This window comes from Burkholderia aenigmatica (genome assembly GCF_048627025.1).
GTDB classification, from domain to species: domain Bacteria; phylum Pseudomonadota; class Gammaproteobacteria; order Burkholderiales; family Burkholderiaceae; genus Burkholderia; species Burkholderia aenigmatica.
This window is the reverse complement of the sequence record NZ_CP184472.1, coordinates 91,407-112,212: the sequence shown is the minus strand read 5'-3', so window position 1 is coordinate 112,212 and position 20,806 is coordinate 91,407. Positions and strand designations below refer to the sequence as shown.

At 61.9% G+C, this 20,806-nt stretch carries 27 protein-coding genes; 11 read left to right on the top strand and 16 right to left on the bottom strand.

Going from position 1 to position 20,806, the window contains the following annotated elements:
- The first annotated feature begins 1,017 nt into the window (after nucleotides 1-1,017).
- The 4 genes from ACN8ZM_RS40305 (at nucleotide 1,018) to ACN8ZM_RS40290 (ending at nucleotide 2,583) form a co-directional block, all read left to right on the top strand.
- The gene (locus ACN8ZM_RS40305) at nucleotides 1,018-1,458 is read left to right on the top strand and encodes a hypothetical protein (RefSeq protein WP_420213459.1); all 441 of its coding nucleotides are present in this window, start codon (nucleotides 1,018-1,020) and stop codon (nucleotides 1,456-1,458) included.
- Between the two features lie 168 nt (nucleotides 1,459-1,626).
- The gene (locus tag ACN8ZM_RS40300) at nucleotides 1,627-1,875 is read left to right on the top strand and encodes a hypothetical protein (protein WP_420213458.1); all 249 of its coding nucleotides are present in this window, start codon (nucleotides 1,627-1,629) and stop codon (nucleotides 1,873-1,875) included.
- Between the two features lie 50 nt (nucleotides 1,876-1,925).
- Nucleotides 1,926-2,105: a hypothetical protein gene (locus ACN8ZM_RS40295; protein WP_420213457.1), complete on the top strand. Its 180-nt coding sequence runs from the start codon at nucleotides 1,926-1,928 to the stop codon at nucleotides 2,103-2,105.
- Between the two features lie 97 nt (nucleotides 2,106-2,202).
- Nucleotides 2,203-2,583, top strand: a complete 381-nt coding sequence (locus ACN8ZM_RS40290) for a hypothetical protein (protein WP_420213456.1) — start codon at nucleotides 2,203-2,205, stop codon at nucleotides 2,581-2,583.
- A gap of 279 nt (nucleotides 2,584-2,862) precedes the next feature.
- Here the strand turns inward: ACN8ZM_RS40290 and ACN8ZM_RS40285 are convergent, their stop codons facing one another.
- The gene (locus tag ACN8ZM_RS40285; protein ID WP_420213455.1) at nucleotides 2,863-3,537 is read right to left on the bottom strand and encodes a hypothetical protein; all 675 of its coding nucleotides are present in this window, start codon (nucleotides 3,535-3,537) and stop codon (nucleotides 2,863-2,865) included.
- Nucleotides 3,538-4,060: 523 nt separating this feature from the next.
- On the opposite strand from ACN8ZM_RS40285, the gene ACN8ZM_RS40280 reads away from it, so the two are divergent.
- From ACN8ZM_RS40280 to ACN8ZM_RS40270, 3 genes are all read left to right on the top strand, one after another.
- On the top strand, nucleotides 4,061-4,795 hold the full coding sequence (locus ACN8ZM_RS40280) for a hypothetical protein (RefSeq protein ID WP_420213454.1): 735 nt from the start codon (nucleotides 4,061-4,063) through the stop codon (nucleotides 4,793-4,795).
- A gap of 10 nt (nucleotides 4,796-4,805) precedes the next feature.
- Entirely contained in the window at nucleotides 4,806-5,225 is a 420-nt protein-coding gene (locus ACN8ZM_RS40275) for a hypothetical protein (RefSeq protein WP_420213453.1), read from the top strand.
- 213 nt (nucleotides 5,226-5,438) lie between these two features.
- Nucleotides 5,439-6,572 carry a DUF3800 domain-containing protein gene (locus tag ACN8ZM_RS40270; RefSeq protein WP_420213452.1) on the top strand — a complete coding sequence of 378 codons (1,134 nt, stop codon included), beginning with the start codon at nucleotides 5,439-5,441 and terminating at the stop codon, nucleotides 6,570-6,572.
- 157 nt (nucleotides 6,573-6,729) lie between these two features.
- Here ACN8ZM_RS40270 and ACN8ZM_RS40265 read toward each other — a convergent pair whose 3' ends face one another.
- From ACN8ZM_RS40265 to ACN8ZM_RS40255, 3 genes are read right to left on the bottom strand one after another with little or no spacing between them, the layout of a single operon-like run.
- A complete protein-coding gene (locus tag ACN8ZM_RS40265; RefSeq protein ID WP_420213451.1) occupies nucleotides 6,730-7,266 on the bottom strand; it encodes a hypothetical protein in 537 nt (178 codons plus the stop codon).
- The gene (locus tag ACN8ZM_RS40260; protein WP_420213450.1) at nucleotides 7,238-7,573 is read right to left on the bottom strand and encodes a hypothetical protein; all 336 of its coding nucleotides are present in this window, start codon (nucleotides 7,571-7,573) and stop codon (nucleotides 7,238-7,240) included. The genes ACN8ZM_RS40265 and ACN8ZM_RS40260 overlap by 29 nt, the downstream gene beginning before the upstream one ends.
- A complete protein-coding gene (locus ACN8ZM_RS40255) occupies nucleotides 7,570-7,914 on the bottom strand; it encodes a hypothetical protein (RefSeq protein ID WP_420213449.1) in 345 nt (114 codons plus the stop codon). The genes ACN8ZM_RS40260 and ACN8ZM_RS40255 overlap by 4 nt, the downstream gene beginning before the upstream one ends.
- 424 nt (nucleotides 7,915-8,338) lie before the next feature.
- On the opposite strand from ACN8ZM_RS40255, the gene ACN8ZM_RS40250 reads away from it, so the two are divergent.
- From ACN8ZM_RS40250 to ACN8ZM_RS40235, 4 genes are all read left to right on the top strand, one after another.
- On the top strand, nucleotides 8,339-8,650 hold the full coding sequence (locus ACN8ZM_RS40250; protein ID WP_420213448.1) for a hypothetical protein: 312 nt from the start codon (nucleotides 8,339-8,341) through the stop codon (nucleotides 8,648-8,650).
- 123 nt (nucleotides 8,651-8,773) lie between these two features.
- Nucleotides 8,774-9,043: a hypothetical protein gene (locus ACN8ZM_RS40245; RefSeq protein WP_420213447.1), complete on the top strand. Its 270-nt coding sequence runs from the start codon at nucleotides 8,774-8,776 to the stop codon at nucleotides 9,041-9,043.
- A gap of 247 nt (nucleotides 9,044-9,290) precedes the next feature.
- Nucleotides 9,291-9,581: a hypothetical protein gene (locus ACN8ZM_RS40240; RefSeq protein WP_420213446.1), complete on the top strand. Its 291-nt coding sequence runs from the start codon at nucleotides 9,291-9,293 to the stop codon at nucleotides 9,579-9,581.
- A gap of 96 nt (nucleotides 9,582-9,677) precedes the next feature.
- Complete coding sequence (locus ACN8ZM_RS40235; RefSeq protein ID WP_420213445.1) at nucleotides 9,678-10,130, top strand: hypothetical protein; 453 nt, start codon at nucleotides 9,678-9,680, stop codon at nucleotides 10,128-10,130.
- Between the two features lie 462 nt (nucleotides 10,131-10,592).
- Here the strand turns inward: ACN8ZM_RS40235 and ACN8ZM_RS40230 are convergent, their stop codons facing one another.
- The 12 genes from ACN8ZM_RS40230 to ACN8ZM_RS40175 all read right to left on the bottom strand — a co-directional run bounded on the left by ACN8ZM_RS40230 (nucleotide 10,593) and on the right by ACN8ZM_RS40175 (nucleotide 20,631).
- Nucleotides 10,593-11,438: a hypothetical protein gene (locus ACN8ZM_RS40230; protein WP_420213444.1), complete on the bottom strand. Its 846-nt coding sequence runs from the start codon at nucleotides 11,436-11,438 to the stop codon at nucleotides 10,593-10,595.
- A 3-nt stretch (nucleotides 11,439-11,441) separates the two neighbouring features.
- Complete coding sequence (locus tag ACN8ZM_RS40225) at nucleotides 11,442-11,768, bottom strand: hypothetical protein (protein WP_420213443.1); 327 nt, start codon at nucleotides 11,766-11,768, stop codon at nucleotides 11,442-11,444.
- 209 nt (nucleotides 11,769-11,977) lie between these two features.
- Entirely contained in the window at nucleotides 11,978-12,361 is a 384-nt protein-coding gene (locus tag ACN8ZM_RS40220) for a hypothetical protein (RefSeq protein ID WP_420213442.1), read from the bottom strand.
- Nucleotides 12,362-12,411: 50 nt separating this feature from the next.
- Complete coding sequence (locus tag ACN8ZM_RS40215) at nucleotides 12,412-13,497, bottom strand: hypothetical protein (protein ID WP_420213441.1); 1,086 nt, start codon at nucleotides 13,495-13,497, stop codon at nucleotides 12,412-12,414.
- A 13-nt stretch (nucleotides 13,498-13,510) separates the two neighbouring features.
- Complete coding sequence (locus ACN8ZM_RS40210; protein ID WP_420213440.1) at nucleotides 13,511-13,774, bottom strand: hypothetical protein; 264 nt, start codon at nucleotides 13,772-13,774, stop codon at nucleotides 13,511-13,513.
- 4 nt (nucleotides 13,775-13,778) lie between these two features.
- Nucleotides 13,779-14,456, bottom strand: a complete 678-nt coding sequence (locus ACN8ZM_RS40205) for a helix-turn-helix domain-containing protein (protein WP_420213439.1) — start codon at nucleotides 14,454-14,456, stop codon at nucleotides 13,779-13,781.
- Between the two features lie 195 nt (nucleotides 14,457-14,651).
- Nucleotides 14,652-14,780 carry a hypothetical protein gene (locus ACN8ZM_RS40200; RefSeq protein WP_420213438.1) on the bottom strand — a complete coding sequence of 43 codons (129 nt, stop codon included), beginning with the start codon at nucleotides 14,778-14,780 and terminating at the stop codon, nucleotides 14,652-14,654.
- A gap of 301 nt (nucleotides 14,781-15,081) precedes the next feature.
- On the bottom strand, nucleotides 15,082-15,732 hold the full coding sequence (locus tag ACN8ZM_RS40195) for a hypothetical protein (protein WP_420213437.1): 651 nt from the start codon (nucleotides 15,730-15,732) through the stop codon (nucleotides 15,082-15,084).
- A gap of 220 nt (nucleotides 15,733-15,952) precedes the next feature.
- Entirely contained in the window at nucleotides 15,953-18,337 is a 2,385-nt protein-coding gene (locus ACN8ZM_RS40190; RefSeq protein ID WP_420213436.1) for a phage integrase family protein, read from the bottom strand.
- On the bottom strand, nucleotides 18,334-19,020 hold the full coding sequence (locus ACN8ZM_RS40185) for a hypothetical protein (protein ID WP_420213435.1): 687 nt from the start codon (nucleotides 19,018-19,020) through the stop codon (nucleotides 18,334-18,336). Before ACN8ZM_RS40185 ends, ACN8ZM_RS40190 begins: the two co-directional genes overlap by 4 nt.
- A 65-nt stretch (nucleotides 19,021-19,085) precedes the next feature.
- Nucleotides 19,086-19,835, bottom strand: coding sequence for a hypothetical protein (locus ACN8ZM_RS40180; RefSeq protein ID WP_420213434.1), 750 nt, complete (start codon nucleotides 19,833-19,835; stop codon nucleotides 19,086-19,088).
- A gap of 19 nt (nucleotides 19,836-19,854) precedes the next feature.
- Nucleotides 19,855-20,631 carry a hypothetical protein gene (locus tag ACN8ZM_RS40175; protein ID WP_420213433.1) on the bottom strand — a complete coding sequence of 259 codons (777 nt, stop codon included), beginning with the start codon at nucleotides 20,629-20,631 and terminating at the stop codon, nucleotides 19,855-19,857.
- Between the last annotated feature and the right edge of the window lie 175 nt (nucleotides 20,632-20,806).

Sequence of the window (20,806 nt, the reverse complement as noted above, 5' to 3'; positions counted from 1 at the left end):
CGGCTAGCGGTCTTTTTTAATTTGCACTGCGAATTGTTCTATTCCGTTTTCGAACGCGTGCGCGAACGCTCGCGAAAACGCGAGAGCGTCGACGCTCAGAGCGAAGAAACGGTCAAACGATCAAGTGCTGCCAGCGGTGGTCTGTCGCGAAAGCGCAGCGCGCAACGCCGCACGATGCGCGGGTGGCGGTACGGTGTAGCGAAAGGGACGAACGAAATCGTCGGTCAGGCGGAGATGTGTCGGTCTTGCGCGCGCAACAACGGCAACGCAAACCGAACCCGATGGGTGTCGATTGGATCGCATGGCTTCCCTCGAAGCATGTTCATACGGCGTCCGGTCCCGTGGCAAGCGGTTCCGAACGGTCAGTCCAAAAATGAAAATCGTAGCGTATGAAGGATAGTGCAAGAAGGGGGCAATTCGCAAGTCATCGTAGGAAAAACGCAAGCACGAAGACGACGGTTACAACAGAAGGGAATGCCCCATGCGCCATTCATCCGCTTGCCAACGGTTGCGCAGCGCTAGCCCAGTAATGGGTCCATCTAGGGGCAGACGGTCGACTCTTAATCGATCGCTGCGAGGGCAGTCGTCCGATCAGGGCGTCGAATTTCGGAGAAGCGCTCGCGAGTGGAGCACCTCGAAACAGAGAGATCTTCAGGAGCGGACTATATCACAGCGGACACCATGCGCCGCCGCCGGCGGCGGTCGGTATCACGTCATTCGCGAGGCACTTCGCGATGCTTGAAATACTCAGCCTGCCCCCTATTCTCTGTCAATAAACGGATGGACTCCATTCGTTTCATCTCCACGAGTTACGCCCTCCGCGCGTGATGCACGGCGCGTCATTTCTGCTTTTTCCTCGCACCCGATAGCGTAGCCGGCACCGCGCGAGCATACCGCGCCGTTCAACGCTGACATGTCCATCGAATTCGGCCGTTCCACGCGCATGGCGGCATCTCCTTTCGCTATGCATTCCACAGCGGCCCGCCGCAACCACTACCTCTACCAAAGGAGATAACGATGATCGACTTCGCAAAATTGAAAGACCCGGAGCACCGCGCCCGCGTTCGCCAGGAGATTGACGAACAACAGGCAAAAGCCGAAGCGCACGAGAAGATGTTGCGTCGTGAGCTCGCTGTTTGTCTCGAGGCACTCGACTACGAAATGCTGCGAGAGGACGAACGCAGTCTTGTGCGCAACTGCCGGACGCGGCTGAACAGCTACCTCCAGTTGTCCGAGAAACAGGAAAAGTGGTTGCTGGACATCGCGAAGCGCGTACGTGCAGCTGCGGCCGTCAGCATTCTGGCGCTGATCGATCTTCACGCCAACGGCAGCAAGTTGGGAGAACACCCGGCTTACCCGCGTCACGACTGGCCGCTCTTCGGCGAACCCGACGTGGATCCCGACGACTACTGGTTCTGGGTCTTGCGCCTAGTGAAGATCTTCGGCAACGAAGAGTGAAGCCGATTTTTCGATACTGGAGAACCACATGTACCAGCTCTACCGCTGCACACGTTGTGGGTGCACTACGAAGAACAGCCACGACGGAGACGGGTGTCACAACTGCGTCGTCGGAACAATGCGCCCAGCATCTGGCTGACCAACCGCTCCCGCTACAGGAGAAAAACCATGCGATTTTCGATTCAAAAGACTTCCAAAGTCTTCAGCGACAAATCCGCGACGTTCGATTGCTCGATTAACGACTGGGGCCAGCTCACATCCATTCAACTGTCGTTCGATAGTGAGGAGAAGTGTGATGCCTTCGTCGACGCGGCAAGCGCCGCAATGAACGTGCGGAAGTGTGACGCCTTTCGCTGCGACCGCTCCACGAGTTGCTTGACACCCTCACCCGATCGCTTAGCACCTCGCGACATCTGACCCAACCGCCCTCGCAGTTTGAGGGCATTTTTTTGCCTGGAGAAAACGTCATGCAGAAATTCATCGTCACGATCGAAGAGATCGTGCGTTACCGCGTTCCCGTCGAAGCCCGTTCGCCGGCAGCATCCGAAGCGATCGCGATCGCTCACGCCTCTTCAGACGGCTTTCATACCTTCCTCGACAGCGTGACCGAGCGCGAAATCGTAGGCGTCGAATTGCTAGTCGATTAGACAGGCCGTCTCCGTTCCGCACGATCGCGCACATCTCCTATCACGATGCATTCACCCTGCGGCAAGCCGCACCTTCATTTCATAGAGGATCCACGCCATGGCGCACACCGTCGAAACCGATGCAGCCTCAGAGAAAGGCATGCTCAGCGAAATCGACCAGATGATAATCGTCGCGTCGCTGAACAAAATGGTCGAGACCGGCTTCTTCGACATCATCACGCTCGAGCGTTGCCTGGAGCTTGCCGCGATATCGGCACCGGATAACGTGATGAAGCGCTTCCACGCACTGCATTGCGTGAAATTCAGAAACATGCCGGAAAAGCTAAGGACCGCCGTTTTCGAGTCGATCCGCTCCTGCTTCCAGGAAGCTTCTTCTCGGCCATTCGACGATCTCTTTAAGGAGGAGCGCCCGCCGAAACCGACGCCACAACGTCGGATTCTAGCGTTACTCGGATTGACGGTATCGCCTGCTATTTGACGCCGGCGCGCCTTTCTCTTGACCTACTAACCCTCAACTTTTCCGAAGTCGAGGGTTTTTCTTTGCCTGGCCGCCGGTGCTATTGCACCGAGTCACTGGCTTTCGCCTTCTCACGATCACCGATCCGCACTTCCTTCAATTCGGGACGGGTGAAGCTCCCCGAATACACGCCCAAGTACAACAACCCGACGCCAACCGCCATCATCGCGTCCGTGCCATCGGCTGGAAGATACCTGAATCCGTGAACACGATACATGCGCTCATAATCGAACCCACGCACTATCGCCGGTACCGCATCTGCTCTCGGCGTCGCCCGATTTTTTCCGAGATCGCCTTCACACTCGCCGCGGGATCCATCCAGTCGTGGACGAGATGCTTCATTACATCGGGATACCTTCGTTCAATAATCGACAGCCTCTGGTGAACACGCCGCATCACACGACTCGTGATCGCAAGCGATTCCCTCACGCCCAAAAGCGCCTCCTTTCTCAGCTCAAGCAACCCCTCCATCTCGTTCAGGAGCCTTGCAGTCACTCGGTCGTTCTCGAAGGCCTTGCCGCCCTTTATCTTCGAGCGAACCCGCAATTCCGAAAATCCACGTTGGGTCGAAAGCTCGCGCGCCATCATCGGTTTGTCCGTCGCGGGAATCATCTCGCCGGTTCTCGTTTTCTTGTGGGTATGCGCCCATTTAGTCATCCACGGCCGACGCTGCATCATCTTCTTTGCAGGTTTCCGAAAAAATCGGACTGACAATTTCCCGTCGATGTTCGGCTGCGATTTATGCAACCCCAAGTTGTATTGACGAATCACTTCATCGATCGCGGCTATCCCACTCACCATTTCTTCCGCCGCACTTCGCAACTTCCCTTCTAAATCAGTTTCACGTTCGGGCCGTTCGTAGTCGCTCTCCAAATTGCGGGCAATCCGCTCTTTGATGTCGCTCTTTGTTGCCATGCCGACTCCACGGTCATTTCAGTGAGATCGCAGTATCGAGGGCATCCCACGAAAAGCAGAAACGCTTCACCGCAACGGAGACGCCTCGGTACTAGCCCGGCAGTCCCCGCGGGAGCGGGGACTGCCGGGCGGGCAGCGCGATGGTTTCGGGATCTGCCCGTGCTGCGGGCCCAGCGAACTGGCACCCCGCGTCGTTAGGACGGCGAGATGCGAGCCGGCCGGCGCCGAAGGCGACGGCCGGCGAAGCCACACCCGGTCGGCCCCTACGTGGGGTGCGGCCCTACTAAATGCGCATGGAACGCGTCTCACTCACAGCTTTCGACATCGTTTTTGGAAGCAATATGCTTCTGCATTTTTTTGCGCTGTATCGGTAGTGAGAGGACAAATTTCTATTAAAGAACTTCTCGCGTAGTGGAGAACGTTCTACAAGGCATTTCTGCATTTCGCCCTTCCCTGCGAAACTTTCCGTAGCACCCAACCTTGTAGAAGTTCTTCTTTAATTTCGTCAGACCGGGACCCGCGCATGAACCTAGCACTTGGCGTCCACCGCGGCCACAGAATCGGCCTCGTGGCGTCGACCATCGAACAGCCTTCCGAGCGACACCAACAGATCGTCGCCCATACCCTGCGCCTGGACTCTAGCGACCCACCCATCCCGAACGGCGATCACGCGGAGGCCGTGGCGATCAATACTGCGGTTCAATCACTCGTCACGAAATTCAGTGGCCAGCCGCTGTCGATCACGTTCGTTCTGAATGCGCGAGATAATCGAGATGAGGCCCCGAACGGCACCGTCGAATTAATCAGCAGCCTGAGGAGCACGTTGGCGGAGCAGATTCCCACGGCGCAAGGCCGCATTTCGTTCCGCGTCCAGCCTATTGCACACGGAGCGCTTCAAAATCTGGTCTTTCTCCCGAATGGGCAGGTAAATACCGCTATCGATTGTGATGCTCAAACATGGGCAATCGCAGTTGTCGGTCCCTCATCTTCCGACTTCCTTTTTGTGAGCAAAGGCGCCCTCACCGCACGTCGCGCTGTCGGCGGCAAGAGTACGGCCGACTCTATATCGAACGAGATCCAGTCGTCGACCGATCAGCCGAATATGTTGAACGGCACACTCGTTGTCGCCGATCCCGAACTCGGTGCCTCAATCCGACAACTGATGCCACGGGTCATACTTCCGCAGTCGCCCGAGTGGACTGTTGCCGAAGGCTTTTGCAGATATGCACTCTTTTGTGCGTCCCGAAAATCATCCTGACGAGCTCGAAATGGCACGCGCACCTCGCGACTGGAAAGATGTCCGTCTATTCAACTTGCAGATCAATTACGACGCCGACCCGGATGTCGCAACGTTCATCTACAGATACAAGGACGGGTCGCTTTCAAAGCTCATCAAAATGCTGATCCGCCAGCATATGACTACGACGGGGGACCCCGCTCTAAGCCTCGAGTATTGCCGGCGCACGCGTACAAATGCACTTCTCGATTCAATTCAGAGGGACGGTGGCTTGGAAGCGGATGAGGCTATCGGCGAGCCCGCCCTCGACCCCAATCGGGGCGGTCAGATTCCCGGACCTGCTGCGGATTCCCAAATCCTTCAGCCGGATAATCCCACTGCCGAGGTGCGCCTTACGTCCCCGTACTCGGGGCCAAACGAAAGCGTCATACGTGCCTTCGATTCGGCGTGATCAACCGAGGTTGCCGAGGAATTACCGCATGCGGGAAGGTTGACGGCATTGTCTCGTGTCTGAACGCACCATCTTAAAAATGGATACCGCTCTACAGATCGACCCAACGCCCGTGGCTTTTTCGCTTTGCCGTGGGACATGGACCAAACCGGAGAGCTACCCGATTGCTGCACCGATGATGCATGATTAGACCTTTCCTATTGGGAGGTGCTAATGCCGCGCGCAATACAGGTCGATGATTTCAGAGCAGGAACTCTTCCGCTTAGGAACTGGAACGTTCCGCTTCAGTTGTTCTACGACGAAACAAACAACGTCCGGCGCTTGAGACTCAGTGAACTCGGTCTTAACGTACCGGACAACAAGACCTTCGTAATCGGAGGTGTAGCGCTCATGCCTGGCCGTGAAATATCCGACTGGCAGCAACTGCGGAAATTGATCCAGGCTCAGCCCAGTGCTACTGAAATCAAGTTCGAGCACGTCGCGAAGAGCAACTACGAGGATGCGCTAGGTTCGCGCAAACTCGCATCCTTCTTGCAGTGGGTCCTTGATCAGGAATTCATGATCCACTACTCGGCTCTGGACCCCTTGTACTGGTCAATCCTCGACATCATCGAGTCGCTGCAGGTCGACCCGAGAATTCAGATCAATGCGTACCACATGGAGCTCAAAACGGAGTTGCATCACGCCGTGATGCAGAACACGAGCGGGTTTCTGAAGCTAATGCACGGCTTTGGCTACCCGAACGTGCAGCGCGATCACGTCCGCTCCTTCTTACTGGTCGTTTCCGAGTTCGTTGACCAATATGTACCCGAAGATCGAAGCACCGCCACTCATTTCCTACGACAGACCTTACGGCACGCTGCCCGCATGCCAGCTTTGGAACTTCCATTCCTCCACGACAACGATCCGGGTGAGCTGATCTCCGATTTCAGCACTCAGTTCATGCATAGCATCACCGTGTTCAAGAACGGAGCGCATGTCTTCGACCGGGAAACGTTCGTAGAGAAGGTATTTGCGCGGTTTGAACCGCACGACGGTGAGCGCCGACTGAATTACCGATTCTCCGACTCCAAAGCGGAGGTTGGAATCCAGCTGTCCGACGTGGTGGCCGGACTTGTGGGGCGCCACTTCAGTTACCTGAAAGACCACTCGCTGACGGAGTTGTTGCGAAGGCGGGCCGATTTCACTGAGATCCAGCGCGCCAACCTAGCCAGGTTGCGAGCCTTGATCGACCGTTCGGACGATTTTAGCGACGGACTCTTTCACGTGGTCATACCCCTGGACACGGCCTTCAAGAACAATGCATTCCTGTACGAGATTGACGTGCCGCCCTTCATGTATCAGTGAGGGACCTCGGGGACAGGCGGTCGGAATCGGCTGTCCAGTTCGCGGCCCCTACCGGGGGCCGAGGCCGCTTGGTCACCGCCCCGACAGTGGAACTTTCAGGGAGAAAGAAGGTTGGTTCTCGAAAACCACCGCCGTGCCGAGGACGTCACGACACCCGTCACGACGCCGACGGCTCGTCGACGACACATTCGAAACCTGCGTCTCGCAGCGCTATGCACGCAGCGTCGTATTGCGCTCGATCATCAAATTGCTCCGGCATGACGCGAACCGAACCCAGCGGGACTTGCTCGATCCCTTCATAGCCGCGGCGGTACGGTTGATCTGACGCGGTGAGCGCTGTGTTGTCTGCGAGCACCAGCACGAGTGTTCCCGACGCCGCATCTGTCGCGGTTGCTCGCTGACCGCTGAATTCGTGGTCGCTCTCTCCCAGGATCTCGACCGTGAAGCTCGTGCCGAACACCAGGTGACGGCGCTCGTCCCATGGCCGATCGACGATCGACACCTCAGGCACGACGAAACCGCTCGCCACAAGCCGCTCAGCCACATCGGACCAGATGAAGCACGGCGCAATGTCGGCCACCGCATTGATCACTCGACGGACCTCCATCTCAGGATCGGCAACTCCACTGCCAGCGAGGACATACCGTACGTTATTCGGGTCCCCGTCAATGGTCGGCAGGATCAGCAATCTCATCTTCTTTCCACCTTTCGCTCTGAATAGTTTCGAACAACTGCCGCACCGCTTTCGCCTGCGTCAACATGAAAGATCCCCGCACAGCGTCGGGATAGTCACGCCAGCACCCGTGGGGATCGCGCACCTTCCGGCCGTTCGCGTTGATCGTCCTTACGCGCAGTGTGCCGAGCCCGCGCCATACAAACATCCCCTCGGCACGAAGTTGCTCAATGATGTGGTCTCGCACCTCATCGAGAAGCGCGTCCGCGGTCCCGACCGGGATGCGGAACTTTGCCGCGAGCTTCGGCGCCAGAACGTGCTTCTTCACCGGGCTTCTCCTCGGTGCTTGGTACCGTTGACGGCCGCTCGCACAAGCCGAAGCGGTGCATCGAACTTCCCGCACTGGTATGCCAGCATCGAAGCTCCGAAGGGATCCTGGTCCGGACCAAGCTCGAGTGTGACATCCGCACGTTCATCGCTCGGATGGAACATGCCCGAGTGCATCAGCTCACCTTCGTCGACTTTCATCACCTGGCCGCATCTCGACAGCAGATACCAAAGCCGGCCGTCCTCGGAGTGCTCACAATGCACCGCAAGAACTCTTGTGTCTTCATCGACCGCCGCTACCTCACAGGCCGTATACAGGACCATCCCGAGCGTGCATTCCATGTCGTTCCTTCACCCACAGACTGTTGTTATGTGCCGCACACGCGTATGCAGTGTGGCGACTCCGTGAGCACGATCTTCCAATGGATGGGAGTTTTCCGGAAACGATTCGCGCGTCGCGTTGATCGTGTCGGTTGCGCCAGCTGACCGGAGTTGCCCGCGATGCGGAAGGCCGCCGGTAGCCGCGATGCACGCGTTGAGCGAGCCGATGACGGTTCCGCCGACGATAGCCACGGCATCGATTGCTTCCATCCTGTCTACGCGGAATACCGGCGCGTACAACCGTTTCTGCTGAATTCGCTCGCGTGCCAATATGCCCCGCGGTTGTCCGCGGTCTGGGGCGTCACCGGCGCGACGCCACCTCAACTCCATGGGGCCCGGCGTCTTCCGGCGTCGTTGGATCGATACTCGAGGAAAAAGGCCATTTATGAGCTCGCACATCCACAGAACGTCACATAAGGGCCGAGCTGTGCGTATCCAAGCCGGTTGGGATCGTCCGTTGCACCAGTACTACCTGATCATCGAGATCGTCAATCCGGCCGAGACCGAACCCGAAGCGGAAGACGCCGGGTACCTGTACTCGAACCTCTCCGATCAAGGCGCATGGGGATGTCGTGACTTTTCGTACTTCGAAGGGAAGCTAGCCGAGCTAGGTCTGACAGTTCCTGCAGCGCTTCTCGATGGCGTGCGCGCCGATTGTGCCAGCAACCTCTCCAACCACAACGTCGACTATCCGTAGAACCCGAGCATGCAGCCAACGGTTCTCTGCCATTCCAAAGCGCCTCCGGCATTTCCTCGGGCTACGTCTATTCAAATGAACCCGGTTCTCCGTGTTCGCTTTCACTACCCCAGGAGATCCACTTTGGAGCACGCGTTCTACACCCCGCGCGACCTGGCCGAGCGCAATGTCGACCCCGAAACCCCGTTCTATCGACTTGTGGTCTACAGCGGCCTCTCTATCTGTAAACAATGCAACCTCGCCGAGGCGACGCTGACCACGGAATGCCCCGGCCATCACGTCAGGGATCGAACTGCCCGGCTCATCAACGCTGGTCGTATCGATTTCGAGGACGGTGTTTGGAAACAGCAAACGCCGTGGCTCGTTGATAGGCGAGGAGCCTTGCCATCATGACGCGGCGATCAACCGATCGCTGGTCGTTCTGCCGACACCTGCATGCAGCTGGGACTCATCCCCGCGGATGCCGCATCTGACCCAACCACCCTCAACTTCGCTGAAGTCGAGGGTTTTTTCGTTGGTGCTTCGCTGCAGCCTTTCTGAAAAACGCTGCCCGCCGGTATCCTCTCTTCAATCGCCGACCGCACTCTCGAAGTGCCAGTACGCTACAGTTATCCGGTCAAGGTCCTTGGAGCCATCTGAAATGACGAATGACGAGTCCTGCGAAGCCCCGTTCTATCTCGGCGGGAAGGTGTGCAAATCCGGGGTCGATCTGACCCATCCGAATGATCACCGCATGGACAGCTCCGCCTATCTATCCGCCGTCGTCGTACGCGATCATGGCGTGAACGATCTTCTTCCCGACCAGATTGACATCCGCATCGGGGGCATGGCCAAGGCTAGCGACTCTCTTCAGGCGCTTCAATTGCGGACGTTGAAGTTCGCCCGTCAGATGCTGGACGAGACCATCAAGAACATGGAGCGATCGCTGTAGGTTTTGCCCCCTCATAAATGTAGGCGCAGATGTCGAGTTCTCGCTGTAGGCGGGCCTGAGGTATCCTGTTGAACATTGAGATCGCGTTTTGAACCTATGCTGATTCGTGAACACGGGCAAACGGTCAAGCTGTTGCGTCTTGAGGTGCGTCCCGGCACCAACCGAAAACGCCAAGTGGTCATTGGCACATTTAGATCCTCGGCAGCACCGCCCGGCGCGCTCCTCGCGGAGCTTTCGTCGGTCGAGCTAAAGGCCCTGAACAAGTGGCTCGACGCTCAGCAGCAGCTCAACGAGTACGCAGCCATGCGCGAAGTGACGCACTCGGCGCCGAACGCGCTCGGAGAGCTTGCTCGGGCCCTTGAGGTCGCCGCAGAAACTCTGTCGGCCGACCAAGCTGACGCCATATGGACCGAGATTGGTGCAATCGCACGTGCGCTCAAGCGCGCAGATCATCAGCGGCCGCGGCGATCGCGTGTAGCTCACTCGGTACCTGGGCAGTTGGACTTGGTGGAATTGCTCTCCGAGCTGCCGGGTAAGTCGCTTTCGTAGCTGCATGCATTCCCGACGTCGTCTCAGACCGTGCATATTTTCATGCATGCGCGAAAATGAGCGGACCCGGGACCGGACGATAGCTCGCTTGCTTGACGGTCAGGCTGTTTTCGCCGTCTTTCCGTTACGGACTCGTGTTGCGGTCGACCCGACCGTGTACAGTCGAATCGGGGGGCTTGTCGGCCCCACCACCGGTCGCCAGAGCGACGAGCTCGCCGAGCATCCCCTCGCTCGCAAGGCGGCCGCCTACAGGTGCGACATCAGCAGCGCCGACGAACCTTCGAGCATCGCGCGCAGCACCTGCGCGACGCCAACCGGTTCGACTGCGTCGGGGTCGCAGTGCAGGCGCTCGATCGTCTCGATCGGCGGCCCTTCGACACGCGCACCGTGCCGTGAATTCAGTGCTGCTGTAAGTACGCTGCTGCAGCCGTTCCTACTGCCGGGGACGGTTGGCCATGATGGTCAATAAGGCAGTGCTTCCGGATAACGCGGGTTGTCGAGTTGCGTGCGCAGCCAGCCGTCATCGGCCAGCGCGTCGATCACGGCCGGCGGAACAGATTCCCAGTGCAGCCGGTCTACGCGTGTCGGCAAACCGACGCACCGCCGCAACCGGTTGGGCCAGCCGCCCGGCGCCGGAACCGCTACGGCCGCTTCGCCGTCCAGCCTCCAGTAACGGTATCGCTTCGCCGAGCGAGTGCGGATTGCCATGGTCACGGAGTCCTTGTTGTGCAGCGCCTCGACCAACTCCCCGCGCCGATGTGCTTCAGTCATCACGGCGACGGCCTGCTCGCGCAACGGGTGATACTCGACGCGCACCTTCCGAAAGGTCGCGTTATCGCCCTGGCGGGCCGCCAGCCAGCACGCGCCAGCGACCAGTCGGTGCATGCCGTTCGAGCACACGAGCGCACCGCCCCACGATCGTAGACGCAGCCCATAGGCGCTACAGGGCGCCGGGAAAAAATCATCACCCAATTCCGACTCGAAATAGCGCAATGTCTCCGGCCCCCAGCCTTTGCCGTGCAGGCCGGCGAGCAGTTCGCGCCAGGTACGCGCGTCGGGTGCAAAACTGCGGTGGAACAGACCTACGATGCTCCGTACCGGGACGTCGAGATACAGCGTGCGAGTCGCCTGCGCTCGCCCCTCGTTCCTGGTAGCCGCGTACCACGACAGCCCGAAGGTCGACGCGATCAGATCCCGGTCGAGTTCGACTGGCCGATCAATCAGCGAGGTCGACGCATCCACGAGAGCCGCCCGGATGGTGGTGAGCGCGGAGGCGGAACCGTGTTGCGGGTCGAGTCGGTCGTCCATCACTCAGCCGGCAGGGATCGGTGACATGATCGGGTCAGCAGTGCTGGCGCGCTGCAACTGCTCGATCGCCGCACGCTCGAGATCGGTGACAGCCCACGGCTCGCCACGCTCTGCGCGCGCAACGCATTGATTGACGGCTGCCTCAGCGCGCCGGGGCGGCGCAGGGTCGGTCCGATCAAGGAAGTACGTGAGATAAATCGCGTTCATCAACGTCGCCAGCTGCGCGACGTCCGCCTGACCGCCACGCAGTGCGGCAAGCGCGACGTGGTGTTTCAACTGGATCCGACGCAGCTCGGCCGGCGGCAGCGGCAGCAGCTGCGCCCGCGTCATCGGCCGGCGGTTACGAGGGGCCGCTTTACTCATTGGTTCGGGACACCCGACGAGCGAACCTTGTCACACCGCTCGCACTGATACGCGTGAAGCCCACTGTCATTCAGGATGTAGTGGTAACTCGAATGCTGCACCCAGCGATGCAAGCCCATCAAGCATGTCAACCGCGCCATCCAGCTGCGAAACATGATGTCCTCCGTGATCGTCGACTATTCCGCAGGGGTGCCGAGTTTTCGGCATGCCAGAATCATTGCCATGTAAGCGTTGGCGGTCATTGGATCTCCCCAACGTTCGGGATTGTCGGTCATGTACTTGTCGACGATCGCCGCCATCTGCACGTTGGTCATTCCATGGCCGACGGCACAATTGTGAAGCTTCACCGAGCGCGGTAGATCCTTCATCGCAATGGCCGGCGCATAGAAGATTCCGTCGAAGACTCCTTCCAGATAGCGCTGTCTTTCCAACGTGCCAAACTGCTGATACGCATTCCCGTCAACAAACCCACCCGGCACGAAAATAGGCCGCGAGGCGTTCTGCGCATGGCAAGCCACGGACGCAGCAATCAGTGCGAGGCCGACAATCAATTTTTTCATGAGCGTGCTTTCTCCGGAAGGAGCATATCGGTCCTACATTGGGAAGGGTCTCAAAACCAGTACGTGTCGTCGCCCCAGCGCCGCAGCACCTGATAATCGTGCTCGGGCAGAACGATCAGGCCGGCCTCGGCCGCCTCGAGCACGCGCGTCATCTGCCCTTCCTTGATCAGGTTGCCGTGCACGCCGTAGAAGAACCAGGCGAAGCGATGGCCGATCCGCTCGTCAAACTGCGTGAGCTTGCCATACAGGCTGTAGGCGTCGAGCTTCGCCGTGTTCTTCAATTCTGCGATCTTCCTTGTGTGCGCCCACCACGGGATAAAGTCCAACTGCCGATCGTCGGCCGGGCTCGCGTAGTCCGACGTTGCGAACGCCCAGCGCAAACACGCGCGCTCGCCGGCGCGGCCCGCGCTCGACGTGGCCCAGTCGTCGAAGAAACGGCGGCCGCGCCACTGCTGCCGGTCGTAGCCGGGCGAGAGGTCGCGCACGCTGATCACGCGCTCTTCGCCGGTCTCCCGGTTCGTCTCGACGAACCGGCGATCGCCTTCGCGCTGACGTCGCTCGCGATAGGTCGCCTCGGCGATCGCGGCGAAGCGCTGCATGTCGATCACCGCCGCGAGGCGATAACGTGGCGTGCCGAGTTCGCGTCGCTCGAACTGGGTGACGGCAGCTCCGCGCAGGTAGCCCCGGCGAAGCTCATCGGCATCCGGCAGGCCCCATGCGGCGTCGCGCGGGAACACCTCGCGTTCCACGAACTCCTGCTCTTCCCAGACTTCGATCTGCACGAAGTTGTCCTGGTCGCCGCCGCGGTCGTGCGCGAAGTAGTGGCGCCGCGGCTGGATCTCGACTAACCGGTAGCCGCTATCCTTGTGCGCGTACCACACCTCGCGCACCGAGCCGTGCGCGGCGAGCTGCGCGTCGATCCACGCGCGGTAGTCGGCCGCGATCTCGCGCCCGTCGGCGTCGACGACGCGCGCCGGCTGCTCGCCGAAGTCGTCTCGGGTCATCACGTAGCGCGCGGCACGAAACTCCGTGCGCGTCGCGAGCGCCGTCAACAACTCGGCGTGCTTCGGAGCGACGGGCGTCGCCGCGACGATCGTCGCGAGCACGTCGGTCTGCAGGTCGTATTCCTTGCGCATCGCGGAACTCCGTTCAGGGTTGGTCGTCCGGCACCGCGTCCGGATGAATCAGCGCCGATAATCGGCTGCGGTCGGCCAGATACGTGGGGGCGTGCCGCGCATCGAGCTCGGCGACGAGTCCCTCCCACAGAGACAGCACGCCGAGCGCGGCGCCTCGCGCGATCGCCTCGCCACTGGGATCATCGGCCGCGTGGCGCTCGGCCGCCATTGCGAGGTAGTCGCGCAGTTCCCGCTCGGCGCGCGCGGTGATCGCCGCGTAGTTCAAAGTGTTGTTCACGGGTTCACGCTCCGATCGATCGCGGCGCCGCGGGCGGCACGCGCTGCTCGAGGTGGATCACATTCGCGCGCGCGAACGTCACGCGCTCCGGAATGAAGAAACCGCGATATGCGTCGCCGGCGCCGGCGGCGCCGACGAACTCGCTGACGAACGCGCCATAGCTGTCTTCGTCGGCCAGGCCGTCGTGCGCGCGATCCAGGCATACGGTCGCGCGCAGCAGCGGGCCGTCGACCGGCTGCAGCTCGACCACGTCGCCGCGCTCGATGGTGTCGCGCGGGCGATCGCGCAGCGGGTCGCAGCCGCGCGTCATCGGGCCCGGCGCAGGCGCGAAGTCGCACGGAAACCGATAGCCCCACGAACGGCGCAGCAGCAACCAGGCGGCGATCGGCATCGGCGCCTGGCCGGCCTCCCAGCGCTGGACCTGGCGCTCCTTCACGCCGAGCAGCGCGGCGACCTGCGCCTGAGTGCGCCGGCCGCGCAGGCGGGCTGACTTGATCTCGTCGGACGTCGGCCCGCCGTCGTACGGCGCCACTTCGAGGGTCACGCCCCCGTCCCACTCCAGCGCGACTGGGCCGTAGCATTTCTCGCAGGTGGCCGCCGCGCCGTCGTAGCTGTCGTCCGGATGATGGACCTGGCCGCGTTTGCCGCAGGCCGGGCAGCGGTATACGTACAACACCGACATGATGCCTCCTGAACCGAACCCGTCTTAAAGACGTATGACTCAGCATAGCACGTCTTTAAGACGTGTCAAGGACAGGCATAAACCGCCCCTACGGGGTTTTGAGCCATTAAACGCAATGCCGCTAACAGGAGTTAGCGGCATTGGTATATAGGGTACGGCACCTATAGCGTGACCTCCCCGTCGATTTCGGTCTGTTCAGCGGGCACCCGGCGGCGCTTTCAAGCCCAGGGCAGCTAGGCATTGACCGCGATCGCACGCATCACGGACGGTCAGCACACCACCCATCAAAACAACGACTACTGCGATGATCGCAACCAGCTTCATGAAATGTCCCTCCTAAATCGTACCGGCCGTGTGCGGCGCGCCTTCTCCGCCTCGCGTGCCGGCGGAGCCCAAGTCGTGCGTTCAGCAATGGTGTTACGGCCCATTAACGGTATGCAACAAAAACCCGGCCGCAGCCGGGTTCGTCTGTCGTTCAGGACCGCGTGATCTCGTCACGCGTCACCGAATAGCACGCGTCGCGAACGCGGTCAGCAACTCGGCGTGCTTCGGAGTGACGGGCGTGGTCGCGACGTTTGTCTCGACCAGGTCAGTCCGAACGTTCTCGCGCGCGAAGGTCACGCGCTCACTCAGGATCTGCTACCGTGCGGTGCGAATTGAGAAACGCGAGCGGCCCGTCGATCGGAAAGAACATGCCATCGCTCGTCAAAGTCCCGTCCACGAGTTCGCCGTCCTTGATAAGCTGAACGTCTAGATCTGGCTCGACATAGCAACCCTCTTTCGCGATCTCTTGTTCTTGCGGGGACAGCAGTTCCTCTGCCTCGCCGTTCTCCAGACCCACCCATTGACCACTCGCCAGAAACAGGCCGATCCACTCCAGCTTCCGACCATCCGCCGTCGTTATCATCACGGGCCGGCGCAAGGTCCCTTTTTTAATCGCCATTTGAAGCGGCGAAGCATCGAATATCGACTCCAGCATCGAATCGTGCTCGATCAGATAGTGAAATGCCTCGGACCCCGGCTGGGCATTGAATTGTTCGAGGAACCTGGAAGCGAGTGCGGTCAGTTCCTCAAGCAACGCGTCCTGGTGGGAAATCGCCTGTTCCACCTCTTCGTCCGCGTCCGGCCGAATCAGCACCGCGGGGTTTTCTTCGCTCTTGCGCTCCTGAAGCGCACCCCGCGCCTTATAGGCGTCGTAGAAGCGCTTGCGGAGATTGCGCAACTCCGTCCGAGCCGCCTCCATGTCCGGCGTGTCCTTGCCTTGATCCGTTGTCATCTTCTCTCCTTTTTCGCTCGGAAATTCCGAGCGCCGCGATCCATTGTCGGTGCACGGCACGAAATTCAGAAATCGGTTGCTCGTGCCCGACCTGCCCGACGCCGTTGTCCACGCCTCGGTGCTGCGTAAGCTCGGGCTTATCCCGTGACGTAGGCAAGATCTCGCGGAGACGATCGCCGCAATGCCCATCGCTCCCGCGCTGATAGAACCGGCCGTCCTCTCACCAGGTCCAGCGCTCGCCCGCGACGACTGCCCAAGCCTCACACTCCGACGTACAACGATGCTGCTCGGCCGTCAGCGCGATCGCGACCAGCAAGTCGTCGACGCGCCGGTCGAACGCCTCATCGTCATCGAACGGCACTTGCAGCACGGTCGCGCCGTCTCGAGTCGGGGTGCGTGTCACGCCGGCCAGCACCTCGCGCTCGACGCGCTCAATCACGCGAGCCCGGCCACGGCCGCCGTCGCGCTTCGGCTCGACCTTCAGCGTCACGTGCACGGCCACCATCGGCACTGCCCCGGCGGGATCCGCCTCGACGGCGTGCGACACTTGGCTCGGCGCGGGGCGCGGGGCGGCCACCGGCGTCGCGATCGCAGCCCCGCCCGCTTCGTCGGCACCATCGAGCGCCGCGTTGAAAAACGTCTCGACCGACTGGAACTGGCGCACCGCGTCCGCCTTGGTGTAGAGCGTGGTGGTGCCCAGGCTCGCATGGCCGAGCAGCTCCTGCATATCACGGATGTCGGCGCCGGCGTCCAGACCGTGGTTCGCAAAGGTGTGGCGCAGCCAATGCGTGCTGGCGCGGCGCAGGTCGGCGGCCGCGTTCGGGTACGCGATCGCCAGTTGGTCGGCCGCCCGCGCAAAGATCCCCTTGAAGAGCCACCCTACCCCGTCCGGCTGCAACGCTTCACCCGTCACCAGGTGGGCGATCAACGGCGTGTCGGGCGGCGCCGTCTCGAGCGTGAGCGGCACCGGTCGGTTGCGCAGTTGCTCACGCAGCGCGTCGATGAGGCGCCGCGGCATCGGCACGGTGCGCGCGCGCCGGCCCTTGCCCATCACGCGCAGGCTCCACGCGTCGTCCAAGGCGCCGTCGAGCGCGGTGCGCGTCAGTGCACCGATCGTCGCCGCGGCGAGCTCGGCGCGACGCAGCCCGGTTGCATAAGCGAACAGCAGCAGAAACGCATCGCGCGTGTCTGCTGCCCGATTCGCCGCCTGATTCGCTGCTTGTTCGCCCGACACGTCGAAAGCCGACTGCGGTCGCAGCACGGTCTGCAGCACGTATTGCCACTGCGCGCGCGTCAGCGTGCGACCGGTCGCGTCGATCGGCACCGACGGCGCGGCCGGCAGTCCGCCGAACGGATTCACGCGCAGGTACTGCTGGCCGACCAGCCATGCGCCCATCGCATTGAGGATCCGCCGCGCGGTGTCGCGGCTGCGCTCCGACAGCGGGCCCACGAACGGCCGCCAGGCCGGATTAAACCGCTCGACGCGGCCGCGCCCGATCCAGCGCGCGGCGGGTTGCGGATCCCGCAGGAATCCGTCGAGGTAGTCGGCGCAGTCCAGCGTGTTCAGCGACGACAGCGGCTTGCCCTTCACGACGATCGCCCACAGCAGCAGCCGTTCGGCTTCGCGCCGGTACGCGCGGCGGGTCGCCTCGCTGCGCGCGCCCCGCGTCGCGATCCACGCGTGTACCGCCTGCAGGTCGGTGTTCAGTTCGGCCTGATGCGCGGGCACCGGTGCGCGGTTCAGGCCGGCCGAGCCATCGAGCGCGGCCGGCACGCGCAGCGCCTCGAGCGGCACCACGTCGGCGAGCGCGCCCGGCACCGGCTGCAGCACGGGGTGGCCCGCGGCCAGCTGCCGACGCGGCGTAACCGCAAGCGGCGACAGGTAACCCAGCGTGTCGGGGTGCTGCAAGAGGAAGTCGGTGAGGCGCTGCGCGCCGACCTTGCCCAGGCGCGGCACCGCGCGATACCAGCGCTGGCGCCGCGCGCGCATCAGCGCGAGCAGCTGCGCGAAGGTCGCGACGCCGGCATCCGCGAGCCGCGCGACCAGCCGGGCATCGAACCAGCCGTCGAGCATGTGGTCCAGCTGCGGCGCCTCGACGAGACTCGCTTCCATGCGCGCGAGCGCGGCATCCTGTCGATCGCGCAGACGCCGATTGCGCGCGACCTTGCGGTCGAGCGTGACCGACGACGCCGGCGGATAGGTTTCGACGTACAGCGCGACCAGCTCGCGCTCGCTGTAGAACGCGTCCGGATCCACCGCGGCGCGGAACGCCTCGAGCGTCGGCACCTCGACCGCCCCACCCTCGGCGCCCCCCGCATGCGCGTCGCGCGGCAGGCTGCCCGGTTTCAGGCGCAGCAGGTGCGCGGCATCGACGTCGCGCGCGCGGCGCGCGGCAATCGTCAACGTGTCGCGCAGCGTCGCCAGCGTGCGGCGCGTTACGCGCACGTCGGTGCCCGGCACGCCGTAGTGCGCGTGCAGCACCGGTTCGTCGAGCCCTTCCAGATACGCGCGATACAGCGCGAAGTGGGCCGGCGTCAGGCGCCGCAACGACCGCGATGGATTCGCAACCTGGGTGGCGTCGCGCCGTTGAGCCGACGCCTTCACAGGTCGCCCTCGGACTCGGCAGCTAACCGGTCGGGATGTCGGCCCTTCATTCGCGGTTCGAGTTCGGGAATCAGTTCGAGACGCCCCTGCCTTTTCGCATACCGCCGCGCCAACTTGTCGAACTGAGCGTCGAAGGCTCCGAGATACTGTACCGTCATCCGATATGGCTCGATACCGACCTCGGCCCGAATGGCGTCCGCTAGGCGACAGGCCTCCGAGCCGAAATAGATCGCACGTTGGATTTCGAACTCGTATTGGTCGTCCTTGCCCGCCCACGCGGACTGCCCCGACACCCATGCAGCGCTCCGCCCCAGCCCCTCGCGAAGATGTCGAAGCTGGTCGACACGTTCGGCATTCAACTCCGACACCACTGTTTCCGAGGGCAATTCGAATCGCAGATGGATGGAATCCAGCGTGTCGAATGCCTCCATATCGTGCGCGCGGTACTCGGGCAACGCCTGGTCGATGGCATCACAGTAGTCATCGGCCTGCTTCGCGAATGCCTCGAGCAAGTAGGCCGCATCGCGATATGCGAGCGAGCGGCGTTTCGTTTTCGCTTCGTCCTCCCGCTCGCGATCGCCTCGTTTCAGCCACCACGACACCAACCCGTTCACCGCTGCGCTTAACACGGTACTCGACATCACGATTCCCACCACGCTGCCCGTCGTTATTTCGACTGCCATCACTTTTCCCTCGTTCAGATCGCCACGCCAGACGCAGCAGCGGCCGCGATGGATCCTGTCGCGCCTCAACCGCCGGCTGGGGCGAGCACCGGGTCCGGCGCCATCGCCACCTGCGGGCATTCCCGCTGCAAGCGAGCCTTCATATCCGGTATCAGGTTCACTTTTCCGTGTTTGTCGACATAGTGGCGCTTGACCTCATCGAACTCGCTGCGCAGCCGAACAATGCTTTCTGTCTGGTTCGACGCCGGCGCCGCGATCTCGGCGCGGATCTGCATGGCCAGTTCGCTGGCCTGCAATCCGTACAGCGTGGCCCGTTGGCTGTCGAGCCAATCCAGTTCTGCGAAATCGGCCCATTCATCGTAGGCAGCGCCAACCCACTTGCTGCTCGCCGCGAGTGCCACTGGCAGGTCGCGACACGGCGACTGGATCTCGACCCTTACGGCTGTCCAATCCGTCACGAGCGAGAAGTCGAGGGTCAATGACGGCCACGGGCGTGGTTTGGCCCGAGGCCCCTCGTGCTGCTCCACGAGCCAGTCGTCGAATCGCGTGTCCCACTCGTCGAGGTAATCGACCGCTTGTCGCGCGAATGCCTCGAGCATCAGTGCGACCTCGAGGTGCGCTGGCGCGCGCTGTTCGGCGAGCTTCGCCTTCTCGTCGCTGCGTGCGGTACGGTCGCCCCACCATTTGAAGGCGCCGTTGACCAGGGCGCCAATCACCGCGCTGGACGCGACGACGCCCCACCAATTCACTGCCGGTGCTTGCGCCACGACTTTTGCGACTTCAGACGCCGCCACTGCTACTTCAGATGCCGCCATAGAGATCCTTCTACGTTATTCAGCGAGCCGTCATCAAGGCTGCGCCGGCCGCAGCCGGTGCGGCTTTCGGCGCGGCCTGCAGATCGGTGGTCAGATGGTCAATCAAGACCGGTAGGACTCGGCATAGCCCGGTCCGCTCGCCAAGCTCGGCTCGGTACCCGGCCAGCTTGGCAGCCTCAAAGTGCCCGCCAATATAGAAAACGCCGGGCACGTCCAACGCGGCTCGGGCGGCGATCGTCACCTTCCCGCAATGGCTGAACGCGTTGTAATGCCTCTTGGCGCGCCGCAGCGTGTCGACTGCTTCCGCGGTGAAGCGCAGCACCTCGCGGTTCCAGCCGAGTTGCTCGACCGCGCGATGCCCGTGCACCCGGCTGTCGTCCGCCCAGACCTTTTCCCAATACCGCGCACGGATCGCCCCCTGCTTCTTGTTCCGTTCGATCACCAGCAACTGGTCCGTCACGCACATGGCCGCCATCGCGATCCCCTCGATCACCTGACGCATCACATTGCCGGCTGCCGGCGTCTTGCCGGCCAGCAGCAGCTTGGTGGACACGACGAGGTCGTCGAGCACGCCCAGCAAGAACCCGTCGACCAGCGCACTTTGAATCGTCCCGACCTGCGCAGCGGCTTCGCGGAACGGTGGAATGCGACGAAAGCAGTTGGCCAGCGCCTCGGCCAGCGAGCCGATCTCGGGCTCGAGCTCCCGGGCGAACGCGTCGCGGACAGCACGATCGTCGTCGAGCAGTTCCTGCTGCACATTCTTCGGGTCAGTCAGGTCAACGGGAGGGGGCAGCATTACGGCTCCTGGCGGTACGCGATCGGTGGACGGTGTATTGGGCGAGACGGAAAGCGTAACGGGCCGCACGGGGCTGCTCGTGCGCGGCGTGCGAGGCGATGGCGGCCGCCCCTCTGCCCGGCCCCGCCCGTCAAGGGTCAGACGAAAGTATAGCCAGGAACCGGCAATCTGACAG